This is a genomic window from Mycolicibacterium moriokaense (genome assembly GCF_010726085.1).
In the GTDB taxonomy this organism is placed as follows: domain Bacteria; phylum Actinomycetota; class Actinomycetes; order Mycobacteriales; family Mycobacteriaceae; genus Mycobacterium; species Mycobacterium moriokaense.
On record NZ_AP022560.1, the window covers coordinates 4,671,748 to 4,697,895 of the forward strand.

26 protein-coding genes are annotated in these 26,148 nt (G+C 65.5%); 15 read left to right on the forward strand and 11 right to left on the reverse strand.

Annotated elements, in window-relative coordinates:
• Positions 1–2 precede the first annotated feature (2 nt).
• The 4 genes from fadD4 to G6N43_RS23020 are packed head-to-tail and all read right to left on the reverse strand — an operon-like array spanning position 3 to position 4,174.
• Complete coding sequence (gene fadD4 / locus G6N43_RS23005) at positions 3–1,496, reverse strand: fatty-acid--CoA ligase FadD4 (protein ID WP_083157073.1); 1,494 nt, start codon at positions 1,494–1,496, stop codon at positions 3–5.
• A gap of 7 nt (positions 1,497–1,503) precedes the next feature.
• Complete coding sequence (locus G6N43_RS23010) at positions 1,504–2,442, reverse strand: TIGR03619 family F420-dependent LLM class oxidoreductase (protein ID WP_083157094.1); 939 nt, start codon at positions 2,440–2,442, stop codon at positions 1,504–1,506.
• The gene (locus G6N43_RS23015) at positions 2,439–3,050 is read right to left on the reverse strand and encodes a nitroreductase family protein (RefSeq protein ID WP_083157096.1); all 612 of its coding nucleotides are present in this window, start codon (positions 3,048–3,050) and stop codon (positions 2,439–2,441) included. Before G6N43_RS23015 ends, G6N43_RS23010 begins: the two co-directional genes overlap by 4 nt.
• A 38-nt stretch (positions 3,051–3,088) precedes the next feature.
• Complete coding sequence (locus G6N43_RS23020; protein WP_083157095.1) at positions 3,089–4,174, reverse strand: NAD(P)H-dependent amine dehydrogenase family protein; 1,086 nt, start codon at positions 4,172–4,174, stop codon at positions 3,089–3,091.
• A gap of 124 nt (positions 4,175–4,298) precedes the next feature.
• Here G6N43_RS23020 and G6N43_RS23025 point away from each other — a divergent pair, with 124 nt between their 5' ends.
• Together G6N43_RS23025 and G6N43_RS23030 are read left to right on the forward strand one after the other, a co-directional pair.
• Positions 4,299–5,207: an enoyl-CoA hydratase gene (locus tag G6N43_RS23025; RefSeq protein WP_083157074.1), complete on the forward strand. Its 909-nt coding sequence runs from the start codon at positions 4,299–4,301 to the stop codon at positions 5,205–5,207.
• Between the two features lie 17 nt (positions 5,208–5,224).
• Complete coding sequence (locus G6N43_RS23030; RefSeq protein WP_083157075.1) at positions 5,225–5,641, forward strand: PaaI family thioesterase; 417 nt, start codon at positions 5,225–5,227, stop codon at positions 5,639–5,641.
• On the opposite strand, the gene G6N43_RS23035 is transcribed toward G6N43_RS23030, so the two are convergent.
• Positions 5,620–6,606, reverse strand: coding sequence for an acyl-CoA dehydrogenase family protein (locus G6N43_RS23035; protein WP_234810293.1), 987 nt, complete (start codon positions 6,604–6,606; stop codon positions 5,620–5,622). The genes G6N43_RS23030 and G6N43_RS23035 overlap by 22 nt on opposite strands.
• A gap of 137 nt (positions 6,607–6,743) precedes the next feature.
• Between G6N43_RS23035 and G6N43_RS23040 the strand changes: the two genes are divergently transcribed.
• On the forward strand, positions 6,744–7,904 hold the full coding sequence (locus tag G6N43_RS23040) for an acyl-CoA dehydrogenase family protein (protein WP_083157076.1): 1,161 nt from the start codon (positions 6,744–6,746) through the stop codon (positions 7,902–7,904).
• On the opposite strand, the gene G6N43_RS23045 is transcribed toward G6N43_RS23040, so the two are convergent.
• Positions 7,893–8,681 (reverse strand): TetR/AcrR family transcriptional regulator, encoded by a 789-nt coding sequence (locus G6N43_RS23045; protein ID WP_083157077.1) that lies wholly within the window; start codon positions 8,679–8,681, stop codon positions 7,893–7,895. The genes G6N43_RS23040 and G6N43_RS23045 overlap by 12 nt on opposite strands.
• Positions 8,682–8,904: 223 nt before the next feature.
• Here G6N43_RS23045 and G6N43_RS23050 point away from each other — a divergent pair, with 223 nt between their 5' ends.
• The gene (locus G6N43_RS23050) at positions 8,905–10,092 is read left to right on the forward strand and encodes an amidohydrolase family protein (protein WP_083157078.1); all 1,188 of its coding nucleotides are present in this window, start codon (positions 8,905–8,907) and stop codon (positions 10,090–10,092) included.
• Positions 10,093–10,181: 89 nt separating this feature from the next.
• Here G6N43_RS23050 and G6N43_RS23055 read toward each other — a convergent pair whose 3' ends face one another.
• From G6N43_RS23055 to G6N43_RS23070, 4 genes are read right to left on the reverse strand one after another with little or no spacing between them, the layout of a single operon-like run.
• A complete protein-coding gene (locus G6N43_RS23055; RefSeq protein WP_083157079.1) occupies positions 10,182–11,006 on the reverse strand; it encodes an enoyl-CoA hydratase/isomerase family protein in 825 nt (274 codons plus the stop codon).
• A complete protein-coding gene (locus G6N43_RS23060) occupies positions 11,003–12,106 on the reverse strand; it encodes a hydroxyacid dehydrogenase (protein ID WP_083157080.1) in 1,104 nt (367 codons plus the stop codon). The genes G6N43_RS23055 and G6N43_RS23060 overlap by 4 nt, the downstream gene beginning before the upstream one ends.
• The gene (locus G6N43_RS23065; RefSeq protein ID WP_083157081.1) at positions 12,103–13,218 is read right to left on the reverse strand and encodes a TauD/TfdA family dioxygenase; all 1,116 of its coding nucleotides are present in this window, start codon (positions 13,216–13,218) and stop codon (positions 12,103–12,105) included. The genes G6N43_RS23060 and G6N43_RS23065 overlap by 4 nt, the downstream gene beginning before the upstream one ends.
• Before the next feature lie 54 nt (positions 13,219–13,272).
• Positions 13,273–14,061, reverse strand: coding sequence for an HpcH/HpaI aldolase family protein (locus tag G6N43_RS23070; RefSeq protein ID WP_165761909.1), 789 nt, complete (start codon positions 14,059–14,061; stop codon positions 13,273–13,275).
• A gap of 76 nt (positions 14,062–14,137) precedes the next feature.
• Here G6N43_RS23070 and G6N43_RS23075 point away from each other — a divergent pair, with 76 nt between their 5' ends.
• Both G6N43_RS23075 and G6N43_RS23080 read left to right on the forward strand, forming a co-directional pair.
• Positions 14,138–15,286 (forward strand): acetyl-CoA acetyltransferase, encoded by a 1,149-nt coding sequence (locus tag G6N43_RS23075; RefSeq protein ID WP_083157082.1) that lies wholly within the window; start codon positions 14,138–14,140, stop codon positions 15,284–15,286.
• On the forward strand, positions 15,283–15,702 hold the full coding sequence (locus tag G6N43_RS23080; protein WP_083157083.1) for a Zn-ribbon domain-containing OB-fold protein: 420 nt from the start codon (positions 15,283–15,285) through the stop codon (positions 15,700–15,702). The genes G6N43_RS23075 and G6N43_RS23080 overlap by 4 nt, the downstream gene beginning before the upstream one ends.
• 89 nt (positions 15,703–15,791) lie before the next feature.
• Here G6N43_RS23080 and G6N43_RS23085 read toward each other — a convergent pair whose 3' ends face one another.
• On the reverse strand, positions 15,792–17,360 hold the full coding sequence (locus tag G6N43_RS23085; RefSeq protein WP_083157084.1) for a class I adenylate-forming enzyme family protein: 1,569 nt from the start codon (positions 17,358–17,360) through the stop codon (positions 15,792–15,794).
• 55 nt (positions 17,361–17,415) lie between these two features.
• Between G6N43_RS23085 and G6N43_RS23090 the strand changes: the two genes are divergently transcribed.
• The 9 genes from G6N43_RS23090 to G6N43_RS23130 all read left to right on the forward strand — a co-directional run bounded on the left by G6N43_RS23090 (position 17,416) and on the right by G6N43_RS23130 (position 26,142).
• The gene (locus tag G6N43_RS23090) at positions 17,416–18,309 is read left to right on the forward strand and encodes an SDR family NAD(P)-dependent oxidoreductase (protein ID WP_083157085.1); all 894 of its coding nucleotides are present in this window, start codon (positions 17,416–17,418) and stop codon (positions 18,307–18,309) included.
• 229 nt (positions 18,310–18,538) lie between these two features.
• Positions 18,539–19,801 carry a hotdog family protein gene (locus tag G6N43_RS23095; protein WP_083157086.1) on the forward strand — a complete coding sequence of 421 codons (1,263 nt, stop codon included), beginning with the start codon at positions 18,539–18,541 and terminating at the stop codon, positions 19,799–19,801.
• Positions 19,798–20,604, forward strand: a complete 807-nt coding sequence (locus G6N43_RS23100) for an enoyl-CoA hydratase/isomerase family protein (RefSeq protein ID WP_083157087.1) — start codon at positions 19,798–19,800, stop codon at positions 20,602–20,604. Before G6N43_RS23095 ends, G6N43_RS23100 begins: the two co-directional genes overlap by 4 nt.
• Positions 20,605–20,609: 5 nt before the next feature.
• Positions 20,610–21,857: an acyl-CoA dehydrogenase family protein gene (locus G6N43_RS23105; protein ID WP_083157088.1), complete on the forward strand. Its 1,248-nt coding sequence runs from the start codon at positions 20,610–20,612 to the stop codon at positions 21,855–21,857.
• Positions 21,854–22,666, forward strand: a complete 813-nt coding sequence (locus tag G6N43_RS23110; protein WP_083157097.1) for an enoyl-CoA hydratase/isomerase family protein — start codon at positions 21,854–21,856, stop codon at positions 22,664–22,666. The genes G6N43_RS23105 and G6N43_RS23110 overlap by 4 nt, the downstream gene beginning before the upstream one ends.
• On the forward strand, positions 22,663–23,463 hold the full coding sequence (locus G6N43_RS23115) for an enoyl-CoA hydratase/isomerase family protein (protein WP_083157089.1): 801 nt from the start codon (positions 22,663–22,665) through the stop codon (positions 23,461–23,463). The genes G6N43_RS23110 and G6N43_RS23115 overlap by 4 nt, the downstream gene beginning before the upstream one ends.
• Positions 23,460–24,911, forward strand: coding sequence for a class I adenylate-forming enzyme family protein (locus tag G6N43_RS23120; protein ID WP_083157090.1), 1,452 nt, complete (start codon positions 23,460–23,462; stop codon positions 24,909–24,911). Before G6N43_RS23115 ends, G6N43_RS23120 begins: the two co-directional genes overlap by 4 nt.
• Positions 24,908–25,393, forward strand: a complete 486-nt coding sequence (locus tag G6N43_RS23125) for an SDR family oxidoreductase (protein ID WP_234810294.1) — start codon at positions 24,908–24,910, stop codon at positions 25,391–25,393. Before G6N43_RS23120 ends, G6N43_RS23125 begins: the two co-directional genes overlap by 4 nt.
• A complete protein-coding gene (locus tag G6N43_RS23130) occupies positions 25,390–26,142 on the forward strand; it encodes an SDR family NAD(P)-dependent oxidoreductase (protein WP_083157091.1) in 753 nt (250 codons plus the stop codon). The genes G6N43_RS23125 and G6N43_RS23130 overlap by 4 nt, the downstream gene beginning before the upstream one ends.
• Positions 26,143–26,148: the final 6 nt, after the last annotated feature.

A 26,148-nucleotide genomic window follows, 5' to 3' on the forward strand; every position in this document is an offset into this window, starting at 1 on the left:
AATCACGAGAATTTGTCGATGAGTCGCTGCTTGTACAGCTTCCCGGCGTCGGTACGCGGCAACTCCCTCTCGAATGAGATGGACCGGGGACATTTGTAGTGGGCCAAGCGATCTCGAAGCCAGGCGATCAACTCGGCCGCGAGAGCATCGTTACCCAAGGCGGGGTCGACCAGCTGGACGACGGCCTTGACGGATTGACCCATGACGTCGTCTGGTAGCCCGAACACAGCCGCGTCGACGACGAGCGGATGGCTGACGAGCATGTTCTCCGCTTCCTGCGGATAGATGTTGACGCCGCCGGAGATGATCATGTGGTTGCGACGGTCGGTGAGATACAGATAGCCGTCGTCGTCGACGTAGCCGACATCGCCGACGGTCACCCACCCCTGCGGGCTGCGCGAATCGGCAGTCTTCGCTTGGTCGTTCAGATATTCGAATGGATAGCCACCCTCGTAGTAGATTTCGCCGATCTGGCCGGCGGGCAGCTCGACGCCATGTTCGTCGAGGATGTGCGGCACCCCCAGCATGGGTTTACCGACCGAACCCGGCCGCTCCAGCCATTCCTCCGCCCGAATGAACGAGATTCCTGCGCCTTCCGATGATCCGTAGTACTCGTCGACGATCGGGCCCCACCAGTCGATCATCTGACGCTTGATCTCCGGCGGGCAGGGCGCCGCCGCATGGACCACGCGCTGCAGACTCGACAGGTTGTAGCGGCGTCGTGTCTCCTCGGGTAGGCGAAGCATACGGACGAACATCGACGGCACGAACTGCGCATGCGTAACCCCGTAGCGTTCAATACTTTCCAACGCCCGCTCGGCGTCAAATCGCTCCATGACCACCGTGGTGGCCCCGACCGCCTGTGCGGCCATCGTCCACATTGCCGGCGCGGTGTGATAGATCGGCGCAGGGCTCAGGTACACCGAATCCTCGGTAACCCCGAGAGCCCCGAACACCGGCGTCGTCAGCGTCGGGCTCGCGGAGCTCAGCGGGCGTCGGATTCCCTTGGGCCTGCCGGTGCTTCCTGCCGAGTACTGCAACAGCAGGCCGTCGCACTCATCCGCGATCGGTGTCTCGGGCTCGCCCGCCACGCAGTCGGGATAGCGCTGCCATCCGGCGAGCTCGCCGTCGGCCAGCAGTGCAATGGTCAGTGCTCCGGTCGGCAGTTGTTCGCACACCGCACGCATCGCATGTGAGGAGATGACGGCCTTGGCGCCACTGTCGCCGACCATGTAGGCGACTTCGGACGCCGTCAGATGCGTGTTCACCAACGTGTAGTAGAGCCCGCTGCGCCGCGCGGCCCACATCGCGGCGTGGACGTGGTGGTTGTTCTCCATCAGGATCGCCACGGTGTCGCTGGGCCGCAGGCCTGCTCGACGCAGTAAATGCGCGAGTTGGTTCGCACGCGCCTCGAGTTCGGCGAATGTCACCACCGTGCCGGAGGGGTGCAGCACCACAGCGGGTTTCGGGGAACCGACGTGATCGCGCAGCTGCATGGATCGGTCAGCGGGTCGCGTCGCGGAACGCGGTGACGAGAGACGACATCCGCTCGAGCGCCCGATCGTGGTCGGCGGTCACCGCGGCGGGGAACCGGACATCGGTGACGCCGGCCGCGACGAGCGCCGGGATCGCCGCGCACGAGGCCTCGAAGTCGATCGACCCGTCGTCGCCCTTCACGACCCGCGCGACGCCTTGCACCTGCAGATCCGACGGATCACCGCCGTGTTCGCGCACCTTCTCTTTCATCGCCGCGATCGCGCCGGGCAGATCGGCGTAGGCCGACCCCCAGGGAATCCAGCCGCTTCCGAAGCGCGCGATCCTGCGTGCGACCGCGTTGTTGACGGTGCCGCTGATCCACAACGGAACGCCGCCTGGTTGAACAGGTTTGGGCATCTGGTGTATGCCGTCGAAAGTCAGCTCGGCGGAGTCGTAGGAAGCCCGCTGTTGTGTCCACAGGGTCTGACAGACCTCGAGCGTGTGGTCGAGTAGCCGACCCCGGTTCTCAAAGGACAGGCCCGCGGCTTCGTACTCCTCGCGCTGCCAACCGACCCCGACGCCCAGGTCCACCCGGCCGTCCGACAACACGTCGAGGGTCGCGAGCTGCTTGGCCAGGACCGCCGGTCGCCGCAGCGCCGCCAGCAGGATCGCGGTGCCCAACCTGATGCGGGTCGTGGAGGCGGCGATCGCCGTCAGGACGACCAGCGGTTCCAGCCAGGCCCCGTCCGGCCCCGTCGGTTGTCTGCCGCCGGCCTGCCCGCCGATCGACGGATCCGAGTACGCGTCCAGGTTCTCACCGAACACGACATGGTCGGACACCACGAGCCGGTCCACTCCCGCCTCGTCTATTGCGCGGGCCAGCTCAAGCGTGGCGCGCCAGTCGTGGTGCGGGGCATCGCTGAACGTGCCCAAATACAGCGACAGTTCCGGTGTACGCGTCGTCATCGTCTCTCCGAGGCCCATGGTCGATCCCAACGATCCAACACTGCCACCTCTGTCAACGGCTTCCGGCGCACCGGTCGGTGTCCACCCCTGGGCCAACCCAACGTCACCAGCGTTGCGATCAACCAATCGTCGGGAATGCCGACCAGTGAACGCAGTTCGGGTTCACACTGGCTGTGCCACAACGTGATCGCCGCACCCAGGCCCTGGGCCCGGGCTGCGAGCAGAAAGTTCTGCACCGCAGGGAAGATCGAACCGCCTTGCTGCAGCTCGGATGCGCCCGGCTGGGGTCGGACGCAGAACAGCACCAGTGCGGGCGCGTCGCCGCCGACCCGCATGTGCTCGGCCATCGCCCGCAGGACGCGGGATTTGGGGTCGAGGGCGCCGTCCGCCGGCGTAGGTAATGCGTAAAAGTCCTTCATCACCTCCCACGTCTCGTGCGCCGCGGCCGTAACCACGGCACGGGCTTCGGCCGAGCGCAGCACAACGAACCGCCACGGCTGTTGATTTCCCCCCGACGGAGCCCAGCTGGCCGCGCGCAGGCATCGGTCGAGTATTTCGTCGTCGATGGGTTCGTCTCGGTACCTGCGCACAGCCGTGGCGGTGCGCATCACCGTCCACAGATCCGTAGAAGTCGACGGCACGTCGGTCATGCCGTCATCGTTCCCGGCAACACGCCCCGCCATGTCCCGCCACGCACCGGTCCGGTCACCAGCGGGAGGTCGAGCGTCGACAACATCCCCGGCGGGGCAGCAATCACCGCGGGGATGGCGTTGAGCTCGCGCATCACCGTCGCATAGGTCAAGCCGCGCATATTGTTTCCCCGGCCATGCATCTCGATGTCGACCGTGTAGGTCGGCAGTCCGTCGACGATCACCCGGTAGCCGCCGTGCGGTGACGGGTGCCGCGGCCAGTCCGGCGCCGCACCCTCACCCATGCGCGTGATGTGTTCGAGGACGATGCGCTCCTCGCCGTCGACCATCCCGGCGAGCTTGAACCGCATTCCGCCCATCGTGCCCGGCTCGACCCAGCCCGACGCCACCTCGTAACGCGTTGTGGCCAACCACTTCTCGATCGTCGTTTCGACGCGATCCAACGGTAGACCGACTCCGTCGGCGACCAGATGCACGGTCGGCGCCCACAGGGCGGCGAGACGTTCGGTGTCGAACAGCGGCGCCGGATGGTCCGGCGGATGGCCGAATCCCATGAAGTCGAACATGATGTCGGGCTGGTTGATCGGTCCGTAGTCGAGTATCTCGAGCATCGTGATGGTGTCCACGCGACTGGAGAAGCCGGTCATCGTCAGCGCGATCACATCGTTCGCCCAGCCGGGATCGACCCCGCTGTTGAAGAAGCTGGTGCCGCCCGCCTCACACGCCGCCCGGATGAGGTCGACGGTTTCCTTGTCGGCGGCCGGCGGGTAACACATCGGCACCAGGGATGTGCAGACGACGTTCTTACCCGCACGCAGGCAGCGGGCGATGTCCTCGGCCGCCTCGCGGTAGCGGTAATCGCCCGATGCGAAGTACGCGACGACGTCGGCGTCGATCGACAGCGCTGCCGCGATGTCGCGGGTGGCGATCACCCCGGTCGCAGGCATACCGCACAGGGCGCCGGCATCCTTGCCGTCCTTGGCCTCCGCGTGCACCACCACACCGACGAGGTCGAGTCCCGGATGCGCGATGAGCGCACGCAGGGCACCGACGCCCACCTGCCCTGGTCCCCACAGAATCACCCGCGGATTGCGTTCACGTCCGGTCATGTGCACCCTTCCCGACTGCCGGTGACCCCATCGTGAGAACATACTTTCTCATAAATCGGTAACACCGTTACCGTACTGCAGAGCCCAGAGGAGCACGGTGAGCGACTACGAATTCTTGAAGTGGCAGACGTTCGACGACGGCCAGATCGTCCGAATCTCGTTGAACAGGCCCGAACAGCGCAATGCGCAGAACCGCGGAATGCTGGTCGAACTCGACGAGGCGTTCGGGCGGGCCGAGGCCGATGACGCGGTGCGGGTCGTGATCCTGGCGGGCGAGGGAAAGATGTTCTCCTCGGGTCACGACATCGGGTCGAAGCAGGCCAGCAAGGAGTTCCGGCCAGGCCCCGATCAGCATCCGACGGCCACGATCAACGGAGGCACGCGCGAGGGTTCGGAAAAGATCATGCTGCAGGAGTGGCATTACTTCTTCCAGAACACGTTGCGCTGGCGCAACCTCCGCAAGATCACGATCGCGCAGGTACATGGTGACGTGTTCTCCGCGGGACTGATGCTGATGTGGGCGTGCGACCTCATCGTCGGTAGCGATGACGTGCGCTTCGCCGACGTTGTCGGCACGCGACTCGGTATGTGCGGGATGGAGTATTTCGGACATCCTTGGGAGTTCGGCCCCAGGAAGGCCAAGGAGCTGCTGCTCACCGGCGACGCGATCGACATCCACGAGGCACATCGGCTCGGAATGGTCAGCAAGGTGTTCAGCCGTGACGAGCTCGCCGACCGCACGTTGGACCTGGCCCGTCGCATCGGCGAAGTGCCGACCATGGCCGCGCTGTTGATCAAGGAGTCGGTCAACCAGACCGTCGACAACATGGGTTTTTACAACTCCCTGCAGGCCTGCTTCACGCTGCACCAACTCAATCATTCGCATTGGGTGGGTGTCCGCGACGACAGGCGCGCGACGGCGGGCCCGGAGAACGGCGTCCCCGACTGGCGCACTGCCCCACCGATTGTGCTGGCGGAGAAGGACAAGGTGCGGGCCGACGCATGACACTCACTCCTCAACCGATGGAGGTCACCATCCCCGGCCACCTCTTCGGCCAGTTGCCGTTCTATGACGTCGTCGACACCGATGACTGCGTCGTAATCGACCTGCACACCCGGGCGGATCTGGTCAACATCCGCGGCGCGCTACAAGGTGGCCTGGTCGCGACACTGATCGATGTGGCAGGCGGACGGTTGGCGATCAGGCACACCGACGGCGCAGCGGGCGCTGGCACAGCGGACATGTCGATCCACTATCTCGCGCCGATCGTCGAGGGTCCGGCACGCGCCACGGCGACGCTGCTCCGCGCAGGCAGGCGACTGATCGTCGTCGCGGTCGACGTGGTCGATGTGGCTGCGGATCGGTTGGCCGCACACGCCACGCTGAGCTTCGCGGTGATGGCGACGCGACCGCCCGTTCAGGAGACGGCAACTCCATAGCGAGCGTCGGCGACGCGATCCAGAGCTACCGCCGAGTCGCCGAACGCCATCGCCCATCCCCGGCAGCGCCGGTAGTACAGCTGGATGTCGCCTTCCATCCCGAAGCCGTAGCCGCCGTGGATGTGGAGGCTGCGATGCGTTGCGTCGCGGGCGGTTTCGTATGCGAATGCGAACGCCATCGCGGCAAGTTCGCTGACCCGGTCCGGTTCGTCGGCGAACGCGCACGCAGCTTTCAGCGCCAACAGCCGCGCACCGTCGGCCGCCGTGGCGCTGTCGGCGAGCGGGTGTGACACCGCCTGAAAGGTGCCGATCGGCGCGCCGAACGCGTGCCGTTGTTTGGCGTATTCCGCACCCATTTCCACGGCCCGCCGGGCGGCACCGGCCAACGCGGCAGCGGTCAACACCAGCCACCGGTCCAGCGCATCCGAGAAGAGTCGATCCGCGGCGCCGCCTTCGGCGAGGACGACGACATCCCTGTCGACGGTGATATCGGCCAGGGGCAGAGAGCCGAGGTTTCGCACCGGTTGTCGGTTATCCGTGACCGGCACCGCCACCAACCGGCCGTCGACCAATGCCAGCACTGCATCGGCGACGGCACCGGCCGGGACCAGCCCCAGCACGTCACCGCGGGCCACCCGCGGCGCGAAGGTGACGAGCTTGTCGCCGGCCAGCGCTTGCGCGAGCAACTCGGCACCCACCGCGTCGCACCGGGCGAGAAGCTGAGCCGCCACCTGTGTTTCGATCACCGGGGCCGACGCGACCGCCCTGCCGAACTGTTCGGCGATCAGGGCCAACTCGAGTTCGGTTGCGCCCCAACCACCGACGGCTTCGTCGACGGCCATCTCGACTGCACCGGTGTCCGTCAGCGCCTTCCACAGCTGAGGGTCGAACCCCAGCGGTTCGGCAGCGCGCACACGTTCGGACGTCGACTCCCTGGCGTAGATCGCGGCGAACGAGTCGACCAATTAACGCTGTTCACCGGTGAGGCTCAGGTCCAATAGACAGTCCCATCACATGCGGATACGGCTACTCTCACAATTGAGAGTAGCATTATCATCTGCTGGTCCAATCGGCCTGACTGACGACAGATTGGCTCGACTTCATGCACTTTCGACTCGATCCGGCGACCGAGGCATTCCGTGCCGGGTTGCGCGCTCATCTGGCCGAGACCATCACGCCGGAGTTCGAGGAACGGATATATCGCAGCGGAGTCGCGCACGACGACGACTTCGCGAAGGGCCTGGTCGACAAGGGCTATTTCGCACCCGGTTGGCCCGCCGAGTTCGGCGGTCAAGACCGTAACGCGTGGGACGATCAGGTCGTCCGCGAGGAGATGATGCTCGTCGACGCGCCGGTGTATCTGTCCGAAACCACCCGGATGGTCGCATCGATCATCCGCGAGGTCGGCACCCCGCAGATGAAGGACCGTATCCTCGCAGGCGCGCTGAAGGGCGACATCACCATCGCTCTCGGTTTTACCGAGCCGGAGTGCGGATCAGACGTGGCAGCCGCCCGCACACGGGCCGTGCGTGACGGGGACGATTGGATCATCAACGGTTCCAAGATGTTCACCACCAATGGACACATCGCGGACTATGTGTTCCTGCTGGCTCGAACGAATTCCGACAAGCCGAAGCATCAGGGCCTCACGATGTTTCTCGTCCCGCTCGACTCCGACGGTGTCGAGGCACAACCGGTCTGGACACTGTCCGGCGAACGCACCAACATCACGTTCTACAGCGATGTCCGAATTGGCGACGAATGGCGCATCGGCGACGTCGACGCGGGCTGGCAGGTACTCGGGCTGTCGCTACAAGACGAACACGCCTCGGGCTGGGGTCCCCACCTGGTCCGCCTTCTGGCACACGCCGAGCAGTGGGCGCGCGCAACGACGGCCGATGACGGCTACGCGCAGCTGTCCAAGACCGACGTTCGACGCCGGATCGCAAGAGTGGCAATGGAAGTCGAGGTTTCCGAGCTTCTGCTGCGCAGATGCGTCTGGATGGCCGAGCAGGGTCAGGTTCCCGTCGCGGAGGGACCCATGTCCAAGGTGTTCAGCACGGAATCACTCGTGCGGGCCAGCCAGGACATCGTCGAACTCGTGGGACCCGACGCGATGCGCAGCTATTTCGAGCCAACGGCACCCGAGCAGGGTCGCTTCGAGCATCTGCTGCGATTTTCATTGGGCACCACGATCTATGCGGGCACCAGCGAGGTACAACGCACCATCATCGCCCAGCGTGGGCTCGGTCTACCCCGTTAGTTTTCGCGGCTTGCGCGCTGTCGACCGTTTCGCGGGGGTCTTGGCGGCGACGGCCTTTGGCTTACTGTCCGTGGGCGGGGTGAGCGCTTGCTTGCACCAGGCCCACAGCTGATCCTCGGACAGTTCTGCACCCTTGACGCCCAGGTGAAACACGCCGATCTGGGCGAGCGCAATCAACGTCGAGTTCAGGAGCGTCGTCAACTGCGCGGGCGTCATGTCTTTGCGCACCAGTCCGGCACGCGAGCACGACGTGAGGATCTTCGTCAACAGCTTCTGGTGCGGCTCCCAGATCTTGGCGAAGTCGGCGGGGCGCTCGATCTCCAAACTCAGGTTGTAGATCGTCATCACCCTGCCACCGATCGCCTCGGATGACTCAGCCCTGGAGAGGAATCCGCGGCAGAACGCCTCGAGCTGTTCCATCGGACCGTCGGCCGCAGCCACCTCGTGGCGGATCGCTTCGATGAACTGGCTGGTGGCGTTCTCATAGAGAGCCAGCAGGAGTTCTTCCTTACCCGCGAAATGCTGGTAGAAGGCGCGCAGGCTGAGGTTGGACCGGTCGATCAACGTCTGGATGGTGAAGTCCGCCCTGCCGGATTCCTCGACCAGTTCCAGCGCCGTAGCGAGGAACCTCGAACTGCGTGCCAACGCACGCGCACGGGCGGCGGATAGCCGCCGCTCGATGGTTCGTTCCTGCCAACTGGTCGGCATCTCCAGTTCGGCGTCCACGAGTTCCAGTTCGGCCTCGGTGTCGTCGCCGGTGCGCTTCTTAGCAGTCATGGTGGTTTGAGAATACTGGTTCCCGGACGATTCCACGCAATCTACCTACACGGGTATGTTGAGCTGCCCGTTCGATCTAGCCCGCTTCCCGCGACGCCCGGGCACTGCCGACCGCACCCGTGCGATACTCTGGAAACGGTCATTCTCGCTTGCGGTAATCAAAGTTCCGCGCGGTCCGCCAGACTTGCGAGATTGAAGCCACCGTCCTCGAAGGAGTGCAGTCTTGAGCGCAGACATTCTGATCGTGTCGCCGGACGACCACCTGGTGGAGCCCGCGGATCTGTGGACGAGCAGGCTGCCGGAGCGCTACCGGGACATCGGGCCACACATAGTCCGGCATCGGGGGCGGATGGACCCGTCGGTCACCTCCGACGTCGCGTTCATCGAGGACGAAGATGGCCGCGACGCCGACATCTGGCACTACGAAGATTCGATCATCCCGATACCGCTGATCAGCGCGGCGGCGGGTTATGAACTCGATGAGCTGACCACCGACCCCATCACCTATGACGAGATGCGGCCCGGCTGCTACCGCCCCGCCGACCGGCTCGCCGACATGGACATCGCGGGGATCGAGGCGTCGGCGTGCTTCCCCAACACCCTCGTCCGCTTCTGCGGCCAACGTTTCCTCTACGCCAAGGACAAGGACCTGGCGCTGCTGTGTGTACGGGCCTACAACGACTTCCAGATCGACGAATGGGGTGGTAGCTCCAACGGCCGGCTGATCCCGCTGGGCATCATCCCGCTGTGGGATGTCGAACTGGCGACCAAGGAAGTCGAGCGCGTCGCCGCCAAGGGGATGCCCGCGGTGTGCTTCTCGGAACTTCCCGCGAGACTGGACCTACCGTCGATCCACAGCGGCTACTGGGACCCGTTCTTCGCCGCCTGCGAACGCAGTGACGTAGGCATCATGCTGCACATCGGATCGAGTTCCTCGCTGACGAAGTCCTCCCCCGACTCGCCGCACGTCGTCACGAGCGCGCTGATGGCGGTGAATTGCACTATCGCGCTCGTCGATTGGTTGTTCTCCGCCAAGCTCAAGCAGTTCCCCAAACTCAAGATCGCGTTCGCGGAGGCGCAGGCGGGTTGGATCCCCTACTATCTGCAGCGGTGTGACGAGGTGTGGGAGGACCGGCGCACGTGGGGCGGTATCCATCCGCTGCTGACCGAACCGCCGAGCACCCAGGTGCCGGGTCGGGTGTGGTTCTCCACGTTCGGCGACCCCGTCGCGTTCCGCATCCTCGACCTCGTCGGCGAGGACCAGTTGATGTTCGAGACCGACTATCCGCACAACGATACGAACTGGCCGCACAGCATGGATGTCGCCAATAAGGCGACGGAGGGACTCGACGAGGAGACCAAGCGGAAGGTGTTGTCCACCAACGCCAAGAACTTCTTCGGCCTGGCCTGACCGTTCGCCGCCCGTTCCTTCGCGAGCAGTCGTAAAGTGCCCCAAAACCCCGGCGTGTCGGGGCACTTTACGTCTGCCCGCGACAAGAACTAGAGAGCTTTCCAGTCGGGCTTGCGTTTCTCCAGGAATGCGCGCGGGCCTTCGATGGCATCCTTCGTCAGCGCCACCTTCATCCGGTAGTTCTCGGCGAGCAGTTCGGCTTCATAGATCGGCAGTGTCAATCCTTTGCGCACGGCCATCCGCGAACCCCGCACCGCCAGTGGTGCATTCGAGTTCACCACCTCGGCGATCTCCCAGGCGCGGTCCATCAACGTGTCGTGTGGCACCACTTCGGTGAAGACGCCGAGATCGTACGCGCGTTGGGCGTCGAGTTGTTCGTGCTTACCCATCAGGATGAGCCGCATCGCAACCGGCAACGGCAGGATCCGTGCCAGTCGCACCCCCTCGCGTCCCGAGGTGACTCCGATGCTCACATGCGGATCCATCAACGTGGCGCGCTCGGACGCGACGGTGATGTCGGCGGTCGTGACCAAGTCGAGGCCTGCGCCGCAGGCGATGCCGTTGACCGCACAGATGATCGGTTTCGTCATCTGAAGCCACGGCGGGGTCGCCTCCTGGGGGGCGTCCCACTGACGCATCGAACTGAGGATGGGTTCGCCCTGGTTGTCGATGCCCGCGGCGTTCTCCATGTCGTGGTCGGCAGCCTTGTTGACGTCGGCGCCGACGCACAGCGCGCGGCCGGCACCGGTGATGATCACCGTCCAGATGTCCTGGGAGCGCTCTATTTCCGCGTAGGCCACCGCGAGTTCGGCGATCATCTCGTCGTTTATCGCGTTGAGCACCTCGGGACGGTTGAGGGTCACACAGGCGGTGTGCCCCTTGACCTCGACCTCGATCGTGTCGTATTGCGTCACGTAACGTGGCTCCCTTGTTCTGAAACCTTGTCCAAATCCGTTGTCGCATCGGGCCGGAACCCGAAGATCGCGTTGAATCTCTCACAGTATCGCGGCCAGACATCGGGATTCAGTAGTCGCGGGGGCATGCCGCCCGCGAAGATCGTCTGCCACTGCGTCGCGGTCGCCACCGCGATGTCGTGGGCGGCTTCGATCGTGATCCCCGCGGTGTGCGGGGTCGCCACCACGTTGTCGAGGTGCAGCAGCGGGTTGTCGTGTCTTGGCGGCTCCTGGTGGAACACGTCCAGACCCGCGCCCGCGATACCGCCACTGACGAGCGCGTCGAGCAGCGCCGCTTCGTCGTGGACGGGACCGCGTGCCGTCGTGATGAAGAACGCAGTCGGCTTCATCGCCGCGAACTGCGCCTTGCCGATGAGTCCTTCGGTCTCACTGGTCAGCGGGCATGTGACTTGTACGAAATCCGAGCGTTCGACGAGCTCGTCGAGCGAAACCAGCTCCACCCCGCGGCGTTCAGCGGTCACTTCGTCAAGGTAGGGGTCGAAGACCAGGACGTCCATTGCGAAGGGCGCGCACAGTTCGACGAGGCGACCGCCGATGGCGCCGAGTCCGACCACACCGAGCGTCTTTCCCATCAGCTGACTGCCGCGCAGTGCCAGGCGGTCACCGAGCGGGCCGCTGCGCAGCCGGCGGTCGGCGACGGTGATCTTCTTAGCGAGGTCGAGCATGAATCCCAGCGCGTGCTCAGCCACCGCTTCGGCACCAGGGCCCGAGTTGTTGCATACCGCGACACCTGCCTGCGTGCACGCCTCGACGTCGATCACGTCGTACCCCGCGCCCGCGGAACACACCGCGAGCAGGTCCCGACAGCGCGTTACCAGATCGCGCCCCGCCAGCCACTGCGATCCGCCGGCAACCGACGCCACATCGGTGCGGGTGGCCACCTGGTATCCGTGCGCGGATTCCAGTGCCGCCCAGCCCTGTTCATCGGGCGCGGTGAGGTCCAGCTTGCGAACGTCCACGTCCGCTACCTCGAGAATGTCACCGGCGACGGGGTCTGTCCATCGTTCGTAGACCAGTCGCGGGCGCGGACCGTTCGTCATTTGTTCAGTTTGGGCTTCGCCTGCGCCGCTTTGAACATTTCGGCCAGTTCGGCGTCGACGTTCTTGTAGTCGTTAGGCGCAATCGCGCCGTCCCGTCCCGGCACCACGTCGTAGCCGAGCCGCAGATCCTTGTTCTCCATGTGGAAGTATTCGCGGCCGATCGGCAGCCGACGGTCCTCGCGTGGTACCTCCATCCAGGCGCGCAGGAAACAGCGGGCCTTCTTGGGATCGGTGCTGCTGACGAAGTCCGAGCGCGAATGGCACATCGCGAAGTTATTGGCGACCGCGGCTTCTCCTGATTCGAGCCGGAATTCGACCTGTTGCTCGACCAGGATGGCCCGCAACAGCTCGATCGCCTCCTCTTGCTTGGGCGTGAACTCGCGGCCCAGGGTCTTCATCGCGGGCAGGATGCTGCTGTACGTGAAGTTGATGCAAATGCGGCCGTCGATCTGGGAGAAGACCGGCACGTCATACGGGGTCACATCGGGTTGATCGTCAGGTTGCTCACTGCGACGGTGATGCGGAAAGCCCTGATACAGCACATCGAGCAGATCCGGCCGCTCGGCCAGGATCCGGTTGTGCGCCGCGGGACCGCTGGCGAACTGGCTCTCACCGCCCTGCGCCGCCGGGTAGACGCATAGCAGCGACAGGATGTCCGCGGCATCGTTGTGCATCGCGAGTTCGGCTCGCGACTTGGTGCCGCGGGCGGGTTGAACACCGTTCGGCAACACCTCCTCCTGTACCCGCACCATGCGGTGGCCGAAGGAGTTGTTGGACACCAGGTAGCCCAGATGCGTGCAGAACGCCCAGTAGATGCGTTCGAGGTCCTCGATCGAGTGCTGCTCGACCGGAAACCCGCGCACGCACGCGAGGCCTCTGCCGAACATCAGCTCGTGGTACAGCCGCGCAAGGTCCTCGTCGAGGTCGGGGTGGCGCGCATCTTCCGGTGTGATGTCGTCGCGATCCTTATGCGCGGTCTTGGCCAGAATCGATTCCAAGGCGGCGACGTTACGGGCGGACAGGTCGAAGGCGAAGTCCTCCTTGCTGGTGAAATCAGCGCCCGTCCACGCCATCGGATCGGTGACTTGCTCGGTGTAGATCGCGGTGGGCATCCGTCCTCCTGTTGTCCTGGCACATCTTTCGGCAATCGCTGCTAGTCGTCCGTGTCACTGCTCACGTGGCTTATCGAGTTCCCGGAGCGCCTCTGCGCGCGTCGTGGCCGCATCGGTCATCATCCCGACATCCGTGCCAGCCGAGATGAATCGCAGGCCCTGGTCCACGAACCATTTCAGCAGGTCAACGGACTTGATTCCAGCCACTCCGAGCGCGACGCCGTGGGTTCGGCAAGCCGCTGCGACTGATTCTACGGCATGGTGGAAATGGGCATTCTCATACTGCCCGTGGATGCCCATTTCGGCGGTCAGGTCGCTCGGCCCGATGAGGATCATGTCGACACCGCCGACCGCGGCGATGTCCGCGCTGGCTTCGACCGCCTCGGGCGTCTCCACCATCACGGCGACCACGGTCTGCTCTTCCAGAATTCTCGTCAGTTCCGCGCCAGGCCGAGGTGCGAATCCACTCACCGCATTGGGTCCGGAAATCGATCGGTGGCCAACGGGTGGGAAGCGCGCCGCATCGACGATAGCTTGCGCTTCAGACGCTGAATTCACATGTGGGACAATGACTCCCACCGCACCATTGTCCAGCACCCGAGCGATGACACTGGGGTCGTGGGACGGCACCCGAACCAGCCCCGATATACCGGCTCCGACTGCGCTGCTGCACAGCATCGCCGCCGTCTCGAGCGATGTCGACGTGTGCTCCAGATCGACGTAGACGGCGTCGTATCCGCACGATGCGGCGATTGCTGGGACATCAGGGGTTCGGGCGTTCATCAGCGCCAGACACAGCACGAGTCGGTCACCCGTCAGCGCAGCACGCAACGATCCCTGCACACGCTCACGGTATCCGACTGAGAACGATCATTCCATCCATTCGTTAACGCCATTATCAATGTGATAACCATTAGATATGCCATCGAACCGCGTTGCGCTCGTCGGCGCGGGGCTGTCCGATTGTGGACGGGTACCCGACAAGACAGCCATGGGGTTGATGGCTCAGGCCGCGCGCCGCGCCGTCGCTGACGCAGGGCTGACCAAAGGCGATATCGACGGTTTCGGCGGCCACGGGACGCTCCTGCCGCCGGTCGAGGTCAGCGAATACCTGGGGCTGCGCCCAACGTGGGTGGACGCCACCAACGTCGGCGGCTCGTCCTGGGAGGTCATGGCCCGTCATGCGGCGGACGCGATCGCCGCGGGTGACGTCGAGGTCGTGCTGCTGACCTACGGGTCGACCGCGCGCTCCGACGTCAAACGACGGGTCCGGGCGTCGGCGGCCGCGATGGGCACCGGCGGTGCGATGCAGTACGAGGCGCCTTATGGCGCAACGCTGATCGCGAAGTATGCGATGGCCGCCCGCAGGCACATGATCGAATACGGCACCACCATTGAGCAGTTGGCCGAAGTCGCAGTCGCCGCTCACGAATGGGCGGCCATGAACGACAACGCATTCGAGCGTGATCGCATCACTGTCGCCGACGTCGCGGCCGCCCCGATGCTGGCCGACCCGTTCACCGCCAAACACGTGTGCCTTCGCACCGACGGTGGCGGTGCGGTCGTCCTGGCCAGCGAGCGGGTGGCAAGAAACTGCGCGAAAGACCCGGTGTGGATCCTCGGCGCGGCCGACGCGACCTCGCACGTCAGCATGAGCGAGTGGACCGACTTCACCACATCGGCCGCGGCGGTTTCCGGCCCTGCGGCGTTCGCGCAAGCCGGGGTGACACCCGCCGACGTGGATGTATGCCAGCTGTATGACTCGTTCACGTCGACTGTGCTGCTGACCGTGGAGGATCTGGGTTTCTGCGCCAAAGGGGACGGTGGACCGTTCATCGGATCCGGCGCACTTCGACCAGGCGGCGCGCTGCCGACGAACACCGACGGCGGCGGGCTCGCGTCATGTCATCCCGGCATGCGAGGGATGTTTCTGATGGTGGAGGCGGTCAGACAACTGCGCGGCGAATGCGGCGCCAGGCAGGTCGAAGACGCGCGCCTGGCCTGTGTGCACGCGATGGGCGGATTCTTCACCCACAGCGCCACTCTGATCCTGGGCAGAGACTCATGAGCGCGCCGAACCGGCCCACCGTCGACTCCGACAGCGAAGCCTGGTGGACGGCCGTCGAGGACCGCCGGCTGATGGTCAACGCCTGCCGATCATGCAGTCGAAACTCGCTGTACGCCAGGCCGTTCTGCCCGCACTGCTGGAGTGAGGATGTCGCGCTCGTGCCTGCGAGCGGACGCGCCCGCCTGTACACCTGGAGCGTCGTACACCAGAACGCCGCACCGTTCGACGCGCGCACTCCGTACGTGCTGGCCATGGTGGACCTCGACGAGGGACCTCGGCTGATGACGGTGATCGAGGACTGCCGCGACACCGCACTGCAGGCCGGGCTCGAGTTGGACCTGGACTTCCGCGAGGACGACGGATTCGTCGTTCCAGTTTTCAAACCGGCCGTGCGGATCAAGGGAGAACCCCGATGAACAAAGACGAGATGATTCTGATCGGGACTGGCAGGCGCAGATGAGCAAGGTCACCGCGAACACACACGATTGACAGTCGGCTCGACGACTCAGGTGAGGCGGTCGGCCACCACGCGCGGCCGCCCTTCCGAGCGCGCGTGCAGCGTATTGCGTTCCACCTTGCCGTTGGCGTTGACCGGTAACGGCTGATCCCAGAACACGAGTTCCTCGGGCAGTTTGTATTTGGGCAACCCTGCCGCGCCCAACGCGTTGGCGACATCGGCCAGCGACAGCCGGCACCCATCTTCGAGCACCATCGCCACCGCCAGCCGCTCCCCGGTCGTGGCATCGGCCACCGAATACGCCGCGCACTCCCGCACGCCGTCGATGCGGGCGACGGCCTCTTCGACCTCAGCCGCGGGGATCTTCATCCCGTTGCGGATGACGATGTCCTTGATCCGCCCGACGACGCGAACCCGGCCGGCGTTGAGCTCGGCCACATCTCCGGTGCGGAACCACTCCCCGTCGTACCCGAGCGCGTCGTCCTCGGCGTCGGTGTATCCGAGAAACGCGTGTGGTCCCCGAATGCAGCACTCCGCCGGGTCGGCCGACGATCCGACCCGCACCTCGACGTCGGCCAGCGCCACTCCGTCGTCTGCATGGCGCACGTCCCTCGGTTCACCGCGGAGGCCCGACGTACTCACCGGCACCTCCGACGAACCGTAGGCGCGCATGACGACGATGCCGAAGTCGTCCTCCACGCGTTCGACGATGCGCCGGTCAAGCATGGTTCCGCCGAGATACACGGCGCGCAGCGGGACGGGTTCACCGCGGCTGACTGCTTCGTCGAGCAGCCTGTCGAGCAGACGGTCCGGACCGCCGTACCAGGTGGCACCGGTCGAGATGAGCAGTTCGCACGTGCTGACCGGATCCCAACGATCCTCGAGTACGACGGGTGCCTTCAGCATCGGCCCGATGAAAAGGGCCTGCACGACGCCCGTGACCGACGCCAGCGGGCTGACAAGGAAGATTCGGTCGTCCCTCCCCAGTCCGGCCGCCGCGATGTAGTTCTGCGAGGCCTTGATCAAGGTGCTCAACGAGTGGATCACGCCCTTCGGCCGCGACGTCGTCCCCGATGTGTAGAGGATCAGCGCGGGCTCGTCGGCGGGACGCCTGGGGTGGTGCGACTCGACGCCGCGTGTTTCGTCGCCGGCACCACCCAATTCGATCCATGTGCATACGTCGGCCAGTCCGGATTCGGTGACGGCCGGCCAATTCGGCGCCGCACCGTGGACCGCACCCGTACGGGAGACGATATCGGCGACCTGGGCGGGCCCGGCACTGCGCGGCACGAGCAGTACCAACGCGTCGAGCCGAAGTGCGGCATGCACGGCGGCGACGGAGTCGATGTCGTTGCCGACGACTAGGACCACTGGAGCTGACGCGCGTATTCCCGCATCGTGCATCACGCTGCATATGCGGTCGATGTGCTCGTCGAGCTCGGAGTAGGTGAGTTGAGTGTCCCTGCTGCACAAGGCCTGCCTCGATGGGTGCCGCGCGGCAGCGGTCCGCACGACGTCGATCGGTCGTTCCGACCAGTGCCCGGCGGCGCGGTAGCCGGGGCGCAATTCCTCGGCTCGCCGACGCGCGTGCCGCAGGAGCTCGGCCGGGGCACTCATGGATCCTCCGATGCAAATGCTGGTTCTCGTCTGAGGTAAATGTATCCTCTCACGCATGGTCGACGCCCAACCCTCATCGTCTGAACGCTCATCGCTGACTTTCGACGGCCAGGTGGCCATCGTCACCGGCGCGGGCGGTGGACTCGGACGCTGTCATGCCCTGGAACTCGCCCGCCGGGGAGCACGGGTGGTGGTCAACGACCTCGGCAGCGCGGTGGATGGCAGCGGTGCCTCGATCTCGTCGGCGCAGAAGGTTGTCGATGAGATCACCGCAGCGGGCGGCACCGCGATCGCCAACGGCGATTCCGTCGCCACCGAGGCGGGCGGCGCGGCGATCGTCGACCAGGCCATGTCCGAATTCGGACGGGTCGACATCCTGATCAACAACGCGGGCATTCTCCGCGACGCGGCGTTCAAGAACATGACCGCCGAACAGGTCGACGCGGTCATCTCCGTTCACCTCACGGGCACCTTCAACGTAACCCGCGCTGTTTGGCCGGTCATGCGCGACCAGAACTACGGGCGTATTGTCCAAACAACATCGGGTACAGGTCTTTTCGGAAACTTCGGACAGGCCAACTACGGTGCGGCCAAGATGGGTCTGGTCGGGATGATGCACGTGCTCGCCATCGAGGGCGCGCGCAACGGCATCGCGATCAACGCCATCGCGCCGATCGCCAGAACCCGCATGACCGAGGACATCATGGGCGAGGCCGGCAAGGCCATGGACCCCGAACTTGTCACGCCGGTGGTGGTCTACCTGGCCCACGAGAGCTGCGACCGCACCGCGCACATCTATTCGGTGGGTGGGGGCAAGGTGTCGCGTGTGTTCATCGGCGTCACCAAGGGCATCGAGGACACCGCGCTGACCGCTGAAACCGTGGCCGAGGCCATCGATCAGATCGACGACAGCTCCGCGTTCACGATCCGGGGCGGCCCCACGTCCTGACGCTCTCGCTCAGAACCCGCGCGGAAGCCAAGGGCGACAACGCGTTTCCCATTTCCTGTCGATCGATGGTCACGCGTTGCACACCGTCCTCGCCGATCAAGAGAGTGATGCCGATGGCCTCTTCACAGATCACTTCATCCCCAGTGTTAACGGCGTTTCCGCTTTTCGGGTATCTTAATTTCCACTATCGGTTGGACGACGGCAAAGAACCGAAACGAGGAGGCGCTGGATGACCGACACCTCGCCTCAGACGGGCCAGATCACCGACGAGGGACTGGCCCGCCTTCGCGCCACCATCGGCATCGCCGTCCCGCACCCTCAGCCGCCGCATTACCTGCGTCCCAACGAGGACACGTTCCGCCACGTCGCCGAGAGCTACGGCGATGCCAACCCGCTGTGGGGTGATCCCGAGTACGCGGCCAAGACGGTGTGGGGCGAATCCGTTGCGCCGCCCGCCCTCATCGGCGGGGACACGTTGATCGGTGAGGACGAGGTCACCGAACTCTCCGACGAGGACCGGGCCCTCACGAAGGGCGACCCGCTCCGCGGCGTGCACGCCTTCTACGCCTCCTCGGCGCGCGAGTGGTGGGCACCGCTACGTGCCAACCACCGGGTGTTCCGGCGCAACGCACTCGTCGCGGCGCTCGACAAGACCAGCGAGTTCGCTGGACGCGCCGTCCATGAATGGTCGGCGCAGGTGTTTCGCGACGACGAGGGCACCATCCTCGGCGGCCAGTACCGCAACATGATCCGCACGGAGCGCAGCAAGGCGCGCGGCAAGAAGAAGTACGAATCCATCGAATTGAAGACGTGGAGCCCCGACGAGATCGCGGAGATCGACGAACGGTACGCGCGCGAGAGTCCTCGCGGCGCCGACCCGCGCTGGTGGGAGGACGTCGACGAGGGCGACGACCTTGGCACGCTGACCAAGGGTCCCCTGACGGTCACCGACATGGTGTGCTGGCACGTCGGAATGGGGATGGGCTTGTACGGCGTGCGGCCACTGCAGTTGGCATGGCGCAACCGGCAGCGCATTCCGCGCTTCTACACGCCGGACGAACACGGCGTGCCCGATGCGCAGCAACGTGTGCACTGGGATCCGACCGCCGCACGTAACGCGGGCAATCCCACGACGTTCGACTACGGCCGCATGCGCGAGACGTGGCTGATTCACCTCTGCACCAACTGGATGGGCGACGACGCGTGGCTGTGGAAGCTCGATTGCGAATTCCGGCTATTCAACTACGTCGGCGATCTACACACCGTGAGTGGCACGGTGGTCCGTAAGTACCTCGCCGACGGGGACCGGCCCGCCGTCGACGTCGAACTCGCGGCGACGAATCACCGTGGCCAGGTGACCGCACCGGGACACGCCACCATCCTGCTGCCCAGCCGGCAGCGCGGCCCCGTCCGCCTTCCTGATCCACCAGGTAACGCCACGAACCTGACCGACCTGTTGTCCGCCGTTTCCGCCCAGTTCGCCGAACGATGACCTACGACAGTGTGACCGGCCTTCGCGCCGAACAGCTGGGCCCGGTGCTACATCTCACACTGGACCGCGCCGACCGACGCAACGCGATCAACGACGTCGTGCTCGACGCGATGATCGGCCACCTCGCGGCTGCGGGAATTGACGAATCGGTGCGGGTGATCCGCATCGATGCCGAGGGTCCCGACTTCTGCGCCGGGTCTGATCTGATCGCCAACAATGCGCGCTCCGAACGCAAACCACGGGTGGGCAGCACCCAGCGCCGGCTGCCGAACAAGGCCAACAGGTTCATACCCCTGATGCTCGAAACGCAGGTTCCGATCGTCACGGTCGTTCGGGGATGGGCCGCCGGCCTCGGCTTCCATATCGCGTTGGCGTCCGACTTTTGCGTCGCCGCCGATAACGCGCGGTTCTGGGAACCGTTCATGGCGCGCGGGTTCACCCCTGACAGCGGAGCGGCGTGGCTACTCCCCCGCGTCATCGGCCTAGTGCGCACCAGACGACTGCTGATGCTGGGCGAGGAGATCTCCGGAGCCACCGCCGCTGAGTGGGGCATCATCCACGGGGCTCACCCGGAAGGCGAATTGGACTCGGTGGCACGAGAACTGATCACCAAGCTCAGCGAGGCCCCAACCGTCGCGCTCGGTCTCACCAAATGGTTGCTGCAGAGCGGCAACGGTCTGGATCTCGACCGGCATCTGCAGAACGAGGCGATGGCGCTCGAATTGTCAAGCCGCAGCGAGGACTTCCGCGAAGGTCTGGCGGCATTCCGCGAAAAGCGCGACGCGAAGTACCAGGGTCGCTGACACCCATGTCCCGTCTCCCGATCTCCGCAACCACCAGCGTCGACGATGCCGTCGCCACGGTGCAGCAGTGGGTCGAGGCAGAGGTGCCTGCGGAGTGGCGGTCGGCTGCGGCCGATGGGTCCGACGCGCTTCGGGCGGTGCGTAGCCATGACGCCTACGTGTCGTGGTATCCGACGTTCGCAGACTCCGGGCTGGTGGTGCCGACGTGGGAGCCTGAGCACGGGGGCCTCGGTGTGACCAACGAGATCGCCCGCGCCATAGAGAAGGTACTCGGACCGCTCAGGCTGAGAAGGCTGAATCCGTTGGGGCTGAACAACGCTGCGGCGGCCCTGTTCAGTCACGGAACGGAGGAGCAGCGGCGACGATTTCTTCCTCCGATCGTGCGCAACGAGGAGAAATGGTGCCAACTGTTCAGCGAGCCCGGGGCGGGATCCGATCTCGCGTCGCTGGCCACGCGCGCCGTCCGTGACGGTGACGGCTGGGTGATCACCGGCCAAAAGGTGTGGACCACGTGGGCCGATGAGGCCGACTTGGCGATCCTGCTGGCGCGCACCGATCCCGATGCGCCGAAACACAAAGGCATCACCTACTTCCTGCTCGACATGCATCAGCCGGGTGTCGAGGTCAGGCCGCTGCGCCAGATCACCGGAGAATCCGAATTCAATGAGGTGTTCCTGGACGGCGCGCGAGTACCCGACGCACACCGCGTGGGAGAGGTCAACGATGGTTGGCGTGTCAGCGCATCGACACTGTCCAGCGAGCGGCAGATGGTGTCGGGCTCGGGTTCCGGCGGGATGGGACGGCTCGGCGGCTCCAGTGCCGATCGGTTGATCACGTTGGCGCAGGAAACGGGTCGGTGGGATGATCCCGTCGTCCGCAACAAGGTGATGCGTCTGTGGGCCCAGGAACAGATCCGTGGATGGACCAATGCCCGCGTGCGCGCGGCTCTTTCGGCCGGCCAGTCTCCCGGCGCCGCCTCCTCGATCGGCAAGGTGCACCAGGCGACGCTCAACCAGCAGATCCAGGACCTGATGGTCGATCTGCTCGGCACCGACGCGGTGGCATGGCCTGCGACCGACGACCCGGACGCGCTGCCCCGCGATGTGCACGGCATGATGCGCAGCCTCGCCAACGCCACCGAGGGCGGCACCACCGACATCAACAAGAACATTCTCGGTGAACGGGTACTCGGACTGCCCAAGGAACCCGACCCGTGGAAGGGCAAGCCCTGGAAGGACATCCCGCGCTCGTGAGCACGTACGAACGCCTGGTCGTCGAGAAGTCCGACGGGGTGGGTTGGCTGATCCTCAATCGTCCGGATGCCGGCAACGCCTTCGACGCGTTGATGCTCGACGAACTCGAATCCGCGTGGGCGGAACTCGACCGCGACCCCGAGGTGCGTGTCATCGTCAACACGGCCAACGGGAAGTCCTTCTGCACCGGAATGGACGTCGTACAGGTCGCCCGTGACAAAGACGCGATGCGCAAGCATTCCCGGCGGACGCGAGACGCCGAACTGAAGATCTCGTCGTGGCACTGCGGCGTGTGGAAGCCGGTGATCGCGGCCGTCAACGGTGTATGTGCTGGCGGCGGCTTGCATCTGGTCGCCGACGCCGACATCGTGATCGCCGCCGCAGAGGCCACGTTCGTCGATCCCCACGTGTCGGTGGGCCAAGCCGTCGCATACGAGGCCATCACGCTACTTCGCAAATCGCCGATGGAGGCGATCCTGCGGATGACGCTGAGCGGCAAGGGCGAACGCATCTCGGCGCAGCGCGCCTACCAGTTGGGCATCGTGTCCGACGTGGTCGCCGGCGATGCACTCCTGTCGACGGCCCAGACCCTGGCCGAAGCGATCGCCGCCAACTCGCCGACGGCGATGCGGGCCACCAAGAAGGCGCTGTGGCGGTCGTTGGAGGTGGGGCTCAGCCAGGCACGCAAAGAGGCCGCGATCGCGATCGACCGACTCGCCGGACACCCGGACCAGGAGGAAGGCGCGCGCGCCTGGCTGGAGAAACGAGCGCCCCGGTGGCAACCGTTGGCGACTGTGGAGGCGCAATGACCTACGAACGGCTAATCATCGAGCGGCGAGGCCCGGTCGGCTGGCTCATCAACAACCGCCCCGATCGGCTGAACGCCTACGACGTGGTGATGCGCGACGAGTTCCGCAGGGCCTGGGCGGAATTGGACGCCGACCCCGATGTGCGCGTCATCGTGCACACAGGCAACGGCAGGGCCTTTCAGGTCGGTGCCGACGTCGAGGATCTCGACGGCGACGCGGTGCAGCAGTTCCAGGAGACGATGACCAGCCTGGACCTTGGACTGACCGGTTGGCACTGCAATGTCGGTAAACCGATCATCACGGCGGTCAACGGCGTATGCGCCGGCGGTGGACTGCACTGGGTGGCCGACGCCGACATCGTCATCGCCGCTTCGGACGCGACGTTCGTCGATCCCCACGTGTCGATCGGTCAGGTGAGCGCCCTGGAGACCATTGCGCTGATGCGCAAGGTGCCCGCCGAGGCCATTCTGCGGATGGCGCTTGTCGGAAGCCACGAACGGCTCACGGCGCAGCGCGCTTACGAACTCGGCATGATCAGCGAGGTGGTCGATCCGCCCGAGAATCTTCGCGATGTCGCGCAGGCGTTGGCCGAGAAGATCGCCAAGAACTCTCCGGCCGCGATGCGCGCCACCAAGCGGGCGCTGTGGGGCGCACTCGAACTGGGGCTGACGGACGCCTGCCGCGAGGGCGCCAAGCACCTGACGTCGATGTGGGGACATCCCGACCAGAACGAGGGACCGCTGGCGTTCGCGGATAAGAGGACGCCGAACTGGGCCCCGCTGGAGGCCGACTCGTGAGCCTTGCGCAGTTGCTCGACGGCCTGCCAGATGTCGCGGTGCACACGCTCGGTGGCGACGTCTCCCGGGACGAACTCGTCTCGAGTGCCGAGCAGCTCGGCGATAAGCTGCGGGACACCGGTGTCGCCACCGGCGCGGTCGTCGCCGCGATGCTGCCCAACGACGCCACCACGATCGCCGCATTGTTCGGGACGTGGCGCGCCGGTGGTGTGTACACGCCGCTGAACCCGAGGACCGCCGACGCCGAACTGGTCACCCAACTCGAGACACTGCGGCCCGTCGCCGTCGTCACGACACCCGATCTCGCGGACCGCTTCGCCACGGCGAACGTGACGGTCGTGACCGGAGCGGAGTTGGCGTGGTCACTGAGTTCGGTCTCGACACCGCGCAGCGATGCACGGCACTACGACGACGATGTTGCACTGCTGCAGTTCACGTCGGGCACCACGGGGCCGCCGAAACCGGTCCCGCTGCGTCATTCGACGGTGCTCGACCTGATCGACCGGCTGCTGGCAAAGCTACGCGGGGCCAAAAGTGGTGCCGCCGGGTCGGACCGGGCACCGATGCCCAATCTGGTGCCGCTATCACTGTCGCTGTGGGCGGGTATCTATCAGGTGCTGTTCGCGTTCCGTGCAGGCTCGGGTGTCGTGCTGATGGACAAGTTCGCCCCGGCCGATTTCGCCGCGCTGGTCAAGCGGCATCAGTTGCGCTCCACGGTGTTACCGCCGGCGGCGCTGACGATGGTGCTGCACGACGATGCGGTGACCGACCTGTCGCCGCTGAAGATCGTGCGCTCGATCACCGCACCCCTGTCCCCCGTACAGGCTGGCCGGTTCCGCGACAAATTCGGCGTGATCGTGCTCAACTCGTATGGCCAGACTGAACTCGGCGGTGAGGTGGTCGGGTGGTCGGCTGCCGACGCACGCGAATGGGGCGAGACCAAGCTTGGCTCGGTCGGACGCCCGCTGCCGGGCATCGACGTCACGATCGTCGACGACGAGGTGATGGTGCGCACCCCCACCACCGCTGCGCGCAGGATCGACCCGGCGTTTCTCGACAGGCTGACCGACGACGGATGGTTCCACACCGGCGATCTCGGCTGGTTCGACGACGACGGTTTCCTCTGGCTCGACGGCCGGGTGTCCGACATGATCAACCGCGGCGGACTCAAAGTTTTTCCCGGCACCGTCGAGGACGTCCTCGTCGCCGCCGAGGGAGTGCGCGAAGCGGCGGTCGTCGGTGTCCCCGACGACCGGCTTGGCGAGGTTCCCTGGGCGTTCGTGGTGCGGGGCGACGATTGCGTGTCGGAGGACGACCTCGTTTCGTGGTGTCGAGAGCGATTGACGCCGTACCGCGTACCCGCCCGAATTGTGTTTGTCGACCGACTGCCGCGCAATGACGTCGGCAAGGTCGTCAAACGCGAACTGGCAGCGCTGGCCGACGTGTGAGCACGATCGTCCTGGATCCCTCCCAGGCGCTGACGAGGGCACTCGGCGACATCGGTGACGTCGGCGTGATCGCCTTCTCTTCCGATGACGCCGACGAGACGATGTGGCAGACGCTTGTCGCAATGCAGGCCGCATACCGCACCGGGGACCGCCGGATCGTGCTGGTCGTGCCGACCATCGGGATGGCGGGTGCAACCGGGGCAGTGGCCTATACGACTGCGGTCGAGGGCATCAGAGCGATGGCGAAATCCGCTGCGCGTCAATGGGGATCGCAGGGTGTCGGCGTGAACATCGTCGCGGCGCCGTCGCATCTGTTCGCATACGATGTCGATGCCTCGCACCTACTCGCTGCCGCGGTGGCTGATGACGACGGTCTGATTCGGTCGGTTGTCGAGACGGCGAAGTTCTTGCTCCGCGACGACCTTCGGCACCTGAACGGCGAGACCGTGATCGTCGACGGAGGCCAGGTGATGCTGCCGTGAGCCTCGACGGTCACACAGTGCTGGTGACGGGTTCGGGCGCCGGTGTGGGACGTGGGATCGCATTGGCGCTTGCCGCCGAGGGCGCACACGTCGTCGTCGCATCCCGCTCCGACAGTGGCGTTGCCGGCGAGATCATCGCGCGAGGCCACCGTGCGACGTGGGCACCCTGTGATGTGACGGCACCCCGGCAGGTGGCTGCGGCGGTCGGAGCGGCCCTGAGCGAAACGGGCCGACTGGACGCCGTGGTGCACAACGCGACGAGCAACAGGTCGAGCCGGCCACATCGACTCGAGGACGTGGACAGATCCTCGTGGGACGATCATTTCGCGGTGTCGGTCGGCGGTGCCCAGCACTGCGCCTTCTCCGCGCTTGACGCGCTGCGGGAGCGCGGTGGCACGTTCCTGGTGTTCACCTCGCCCGCCGGTATCGAGGGCAGCTCGACGCTTCCGCTCTACGCCACCATGAAAGGTGCGTTGCGCGGCTTCGCCAAGAGCCTCGCGCGGGAGTGGGCGCCGCATCGGATCACCGTCAATATCGTTTCGCCGCTGGCCTATTCGCCGGCGATGACGGCAGCGATCGAAGCGGACCCGGCCATGGAGGAGCGACTGTCAAGGCGGATTCCGCTGGGATGGATCGGCGATCCCGAGCGCAACATCGGGTCGGCGATCGCGTTTCTGGTCGGACCATCGGCTCGGTACATCACCGGCCAGACCCTCGGCGTCGACGGCGGCCATTTCATGAATCTCTGACCCCGC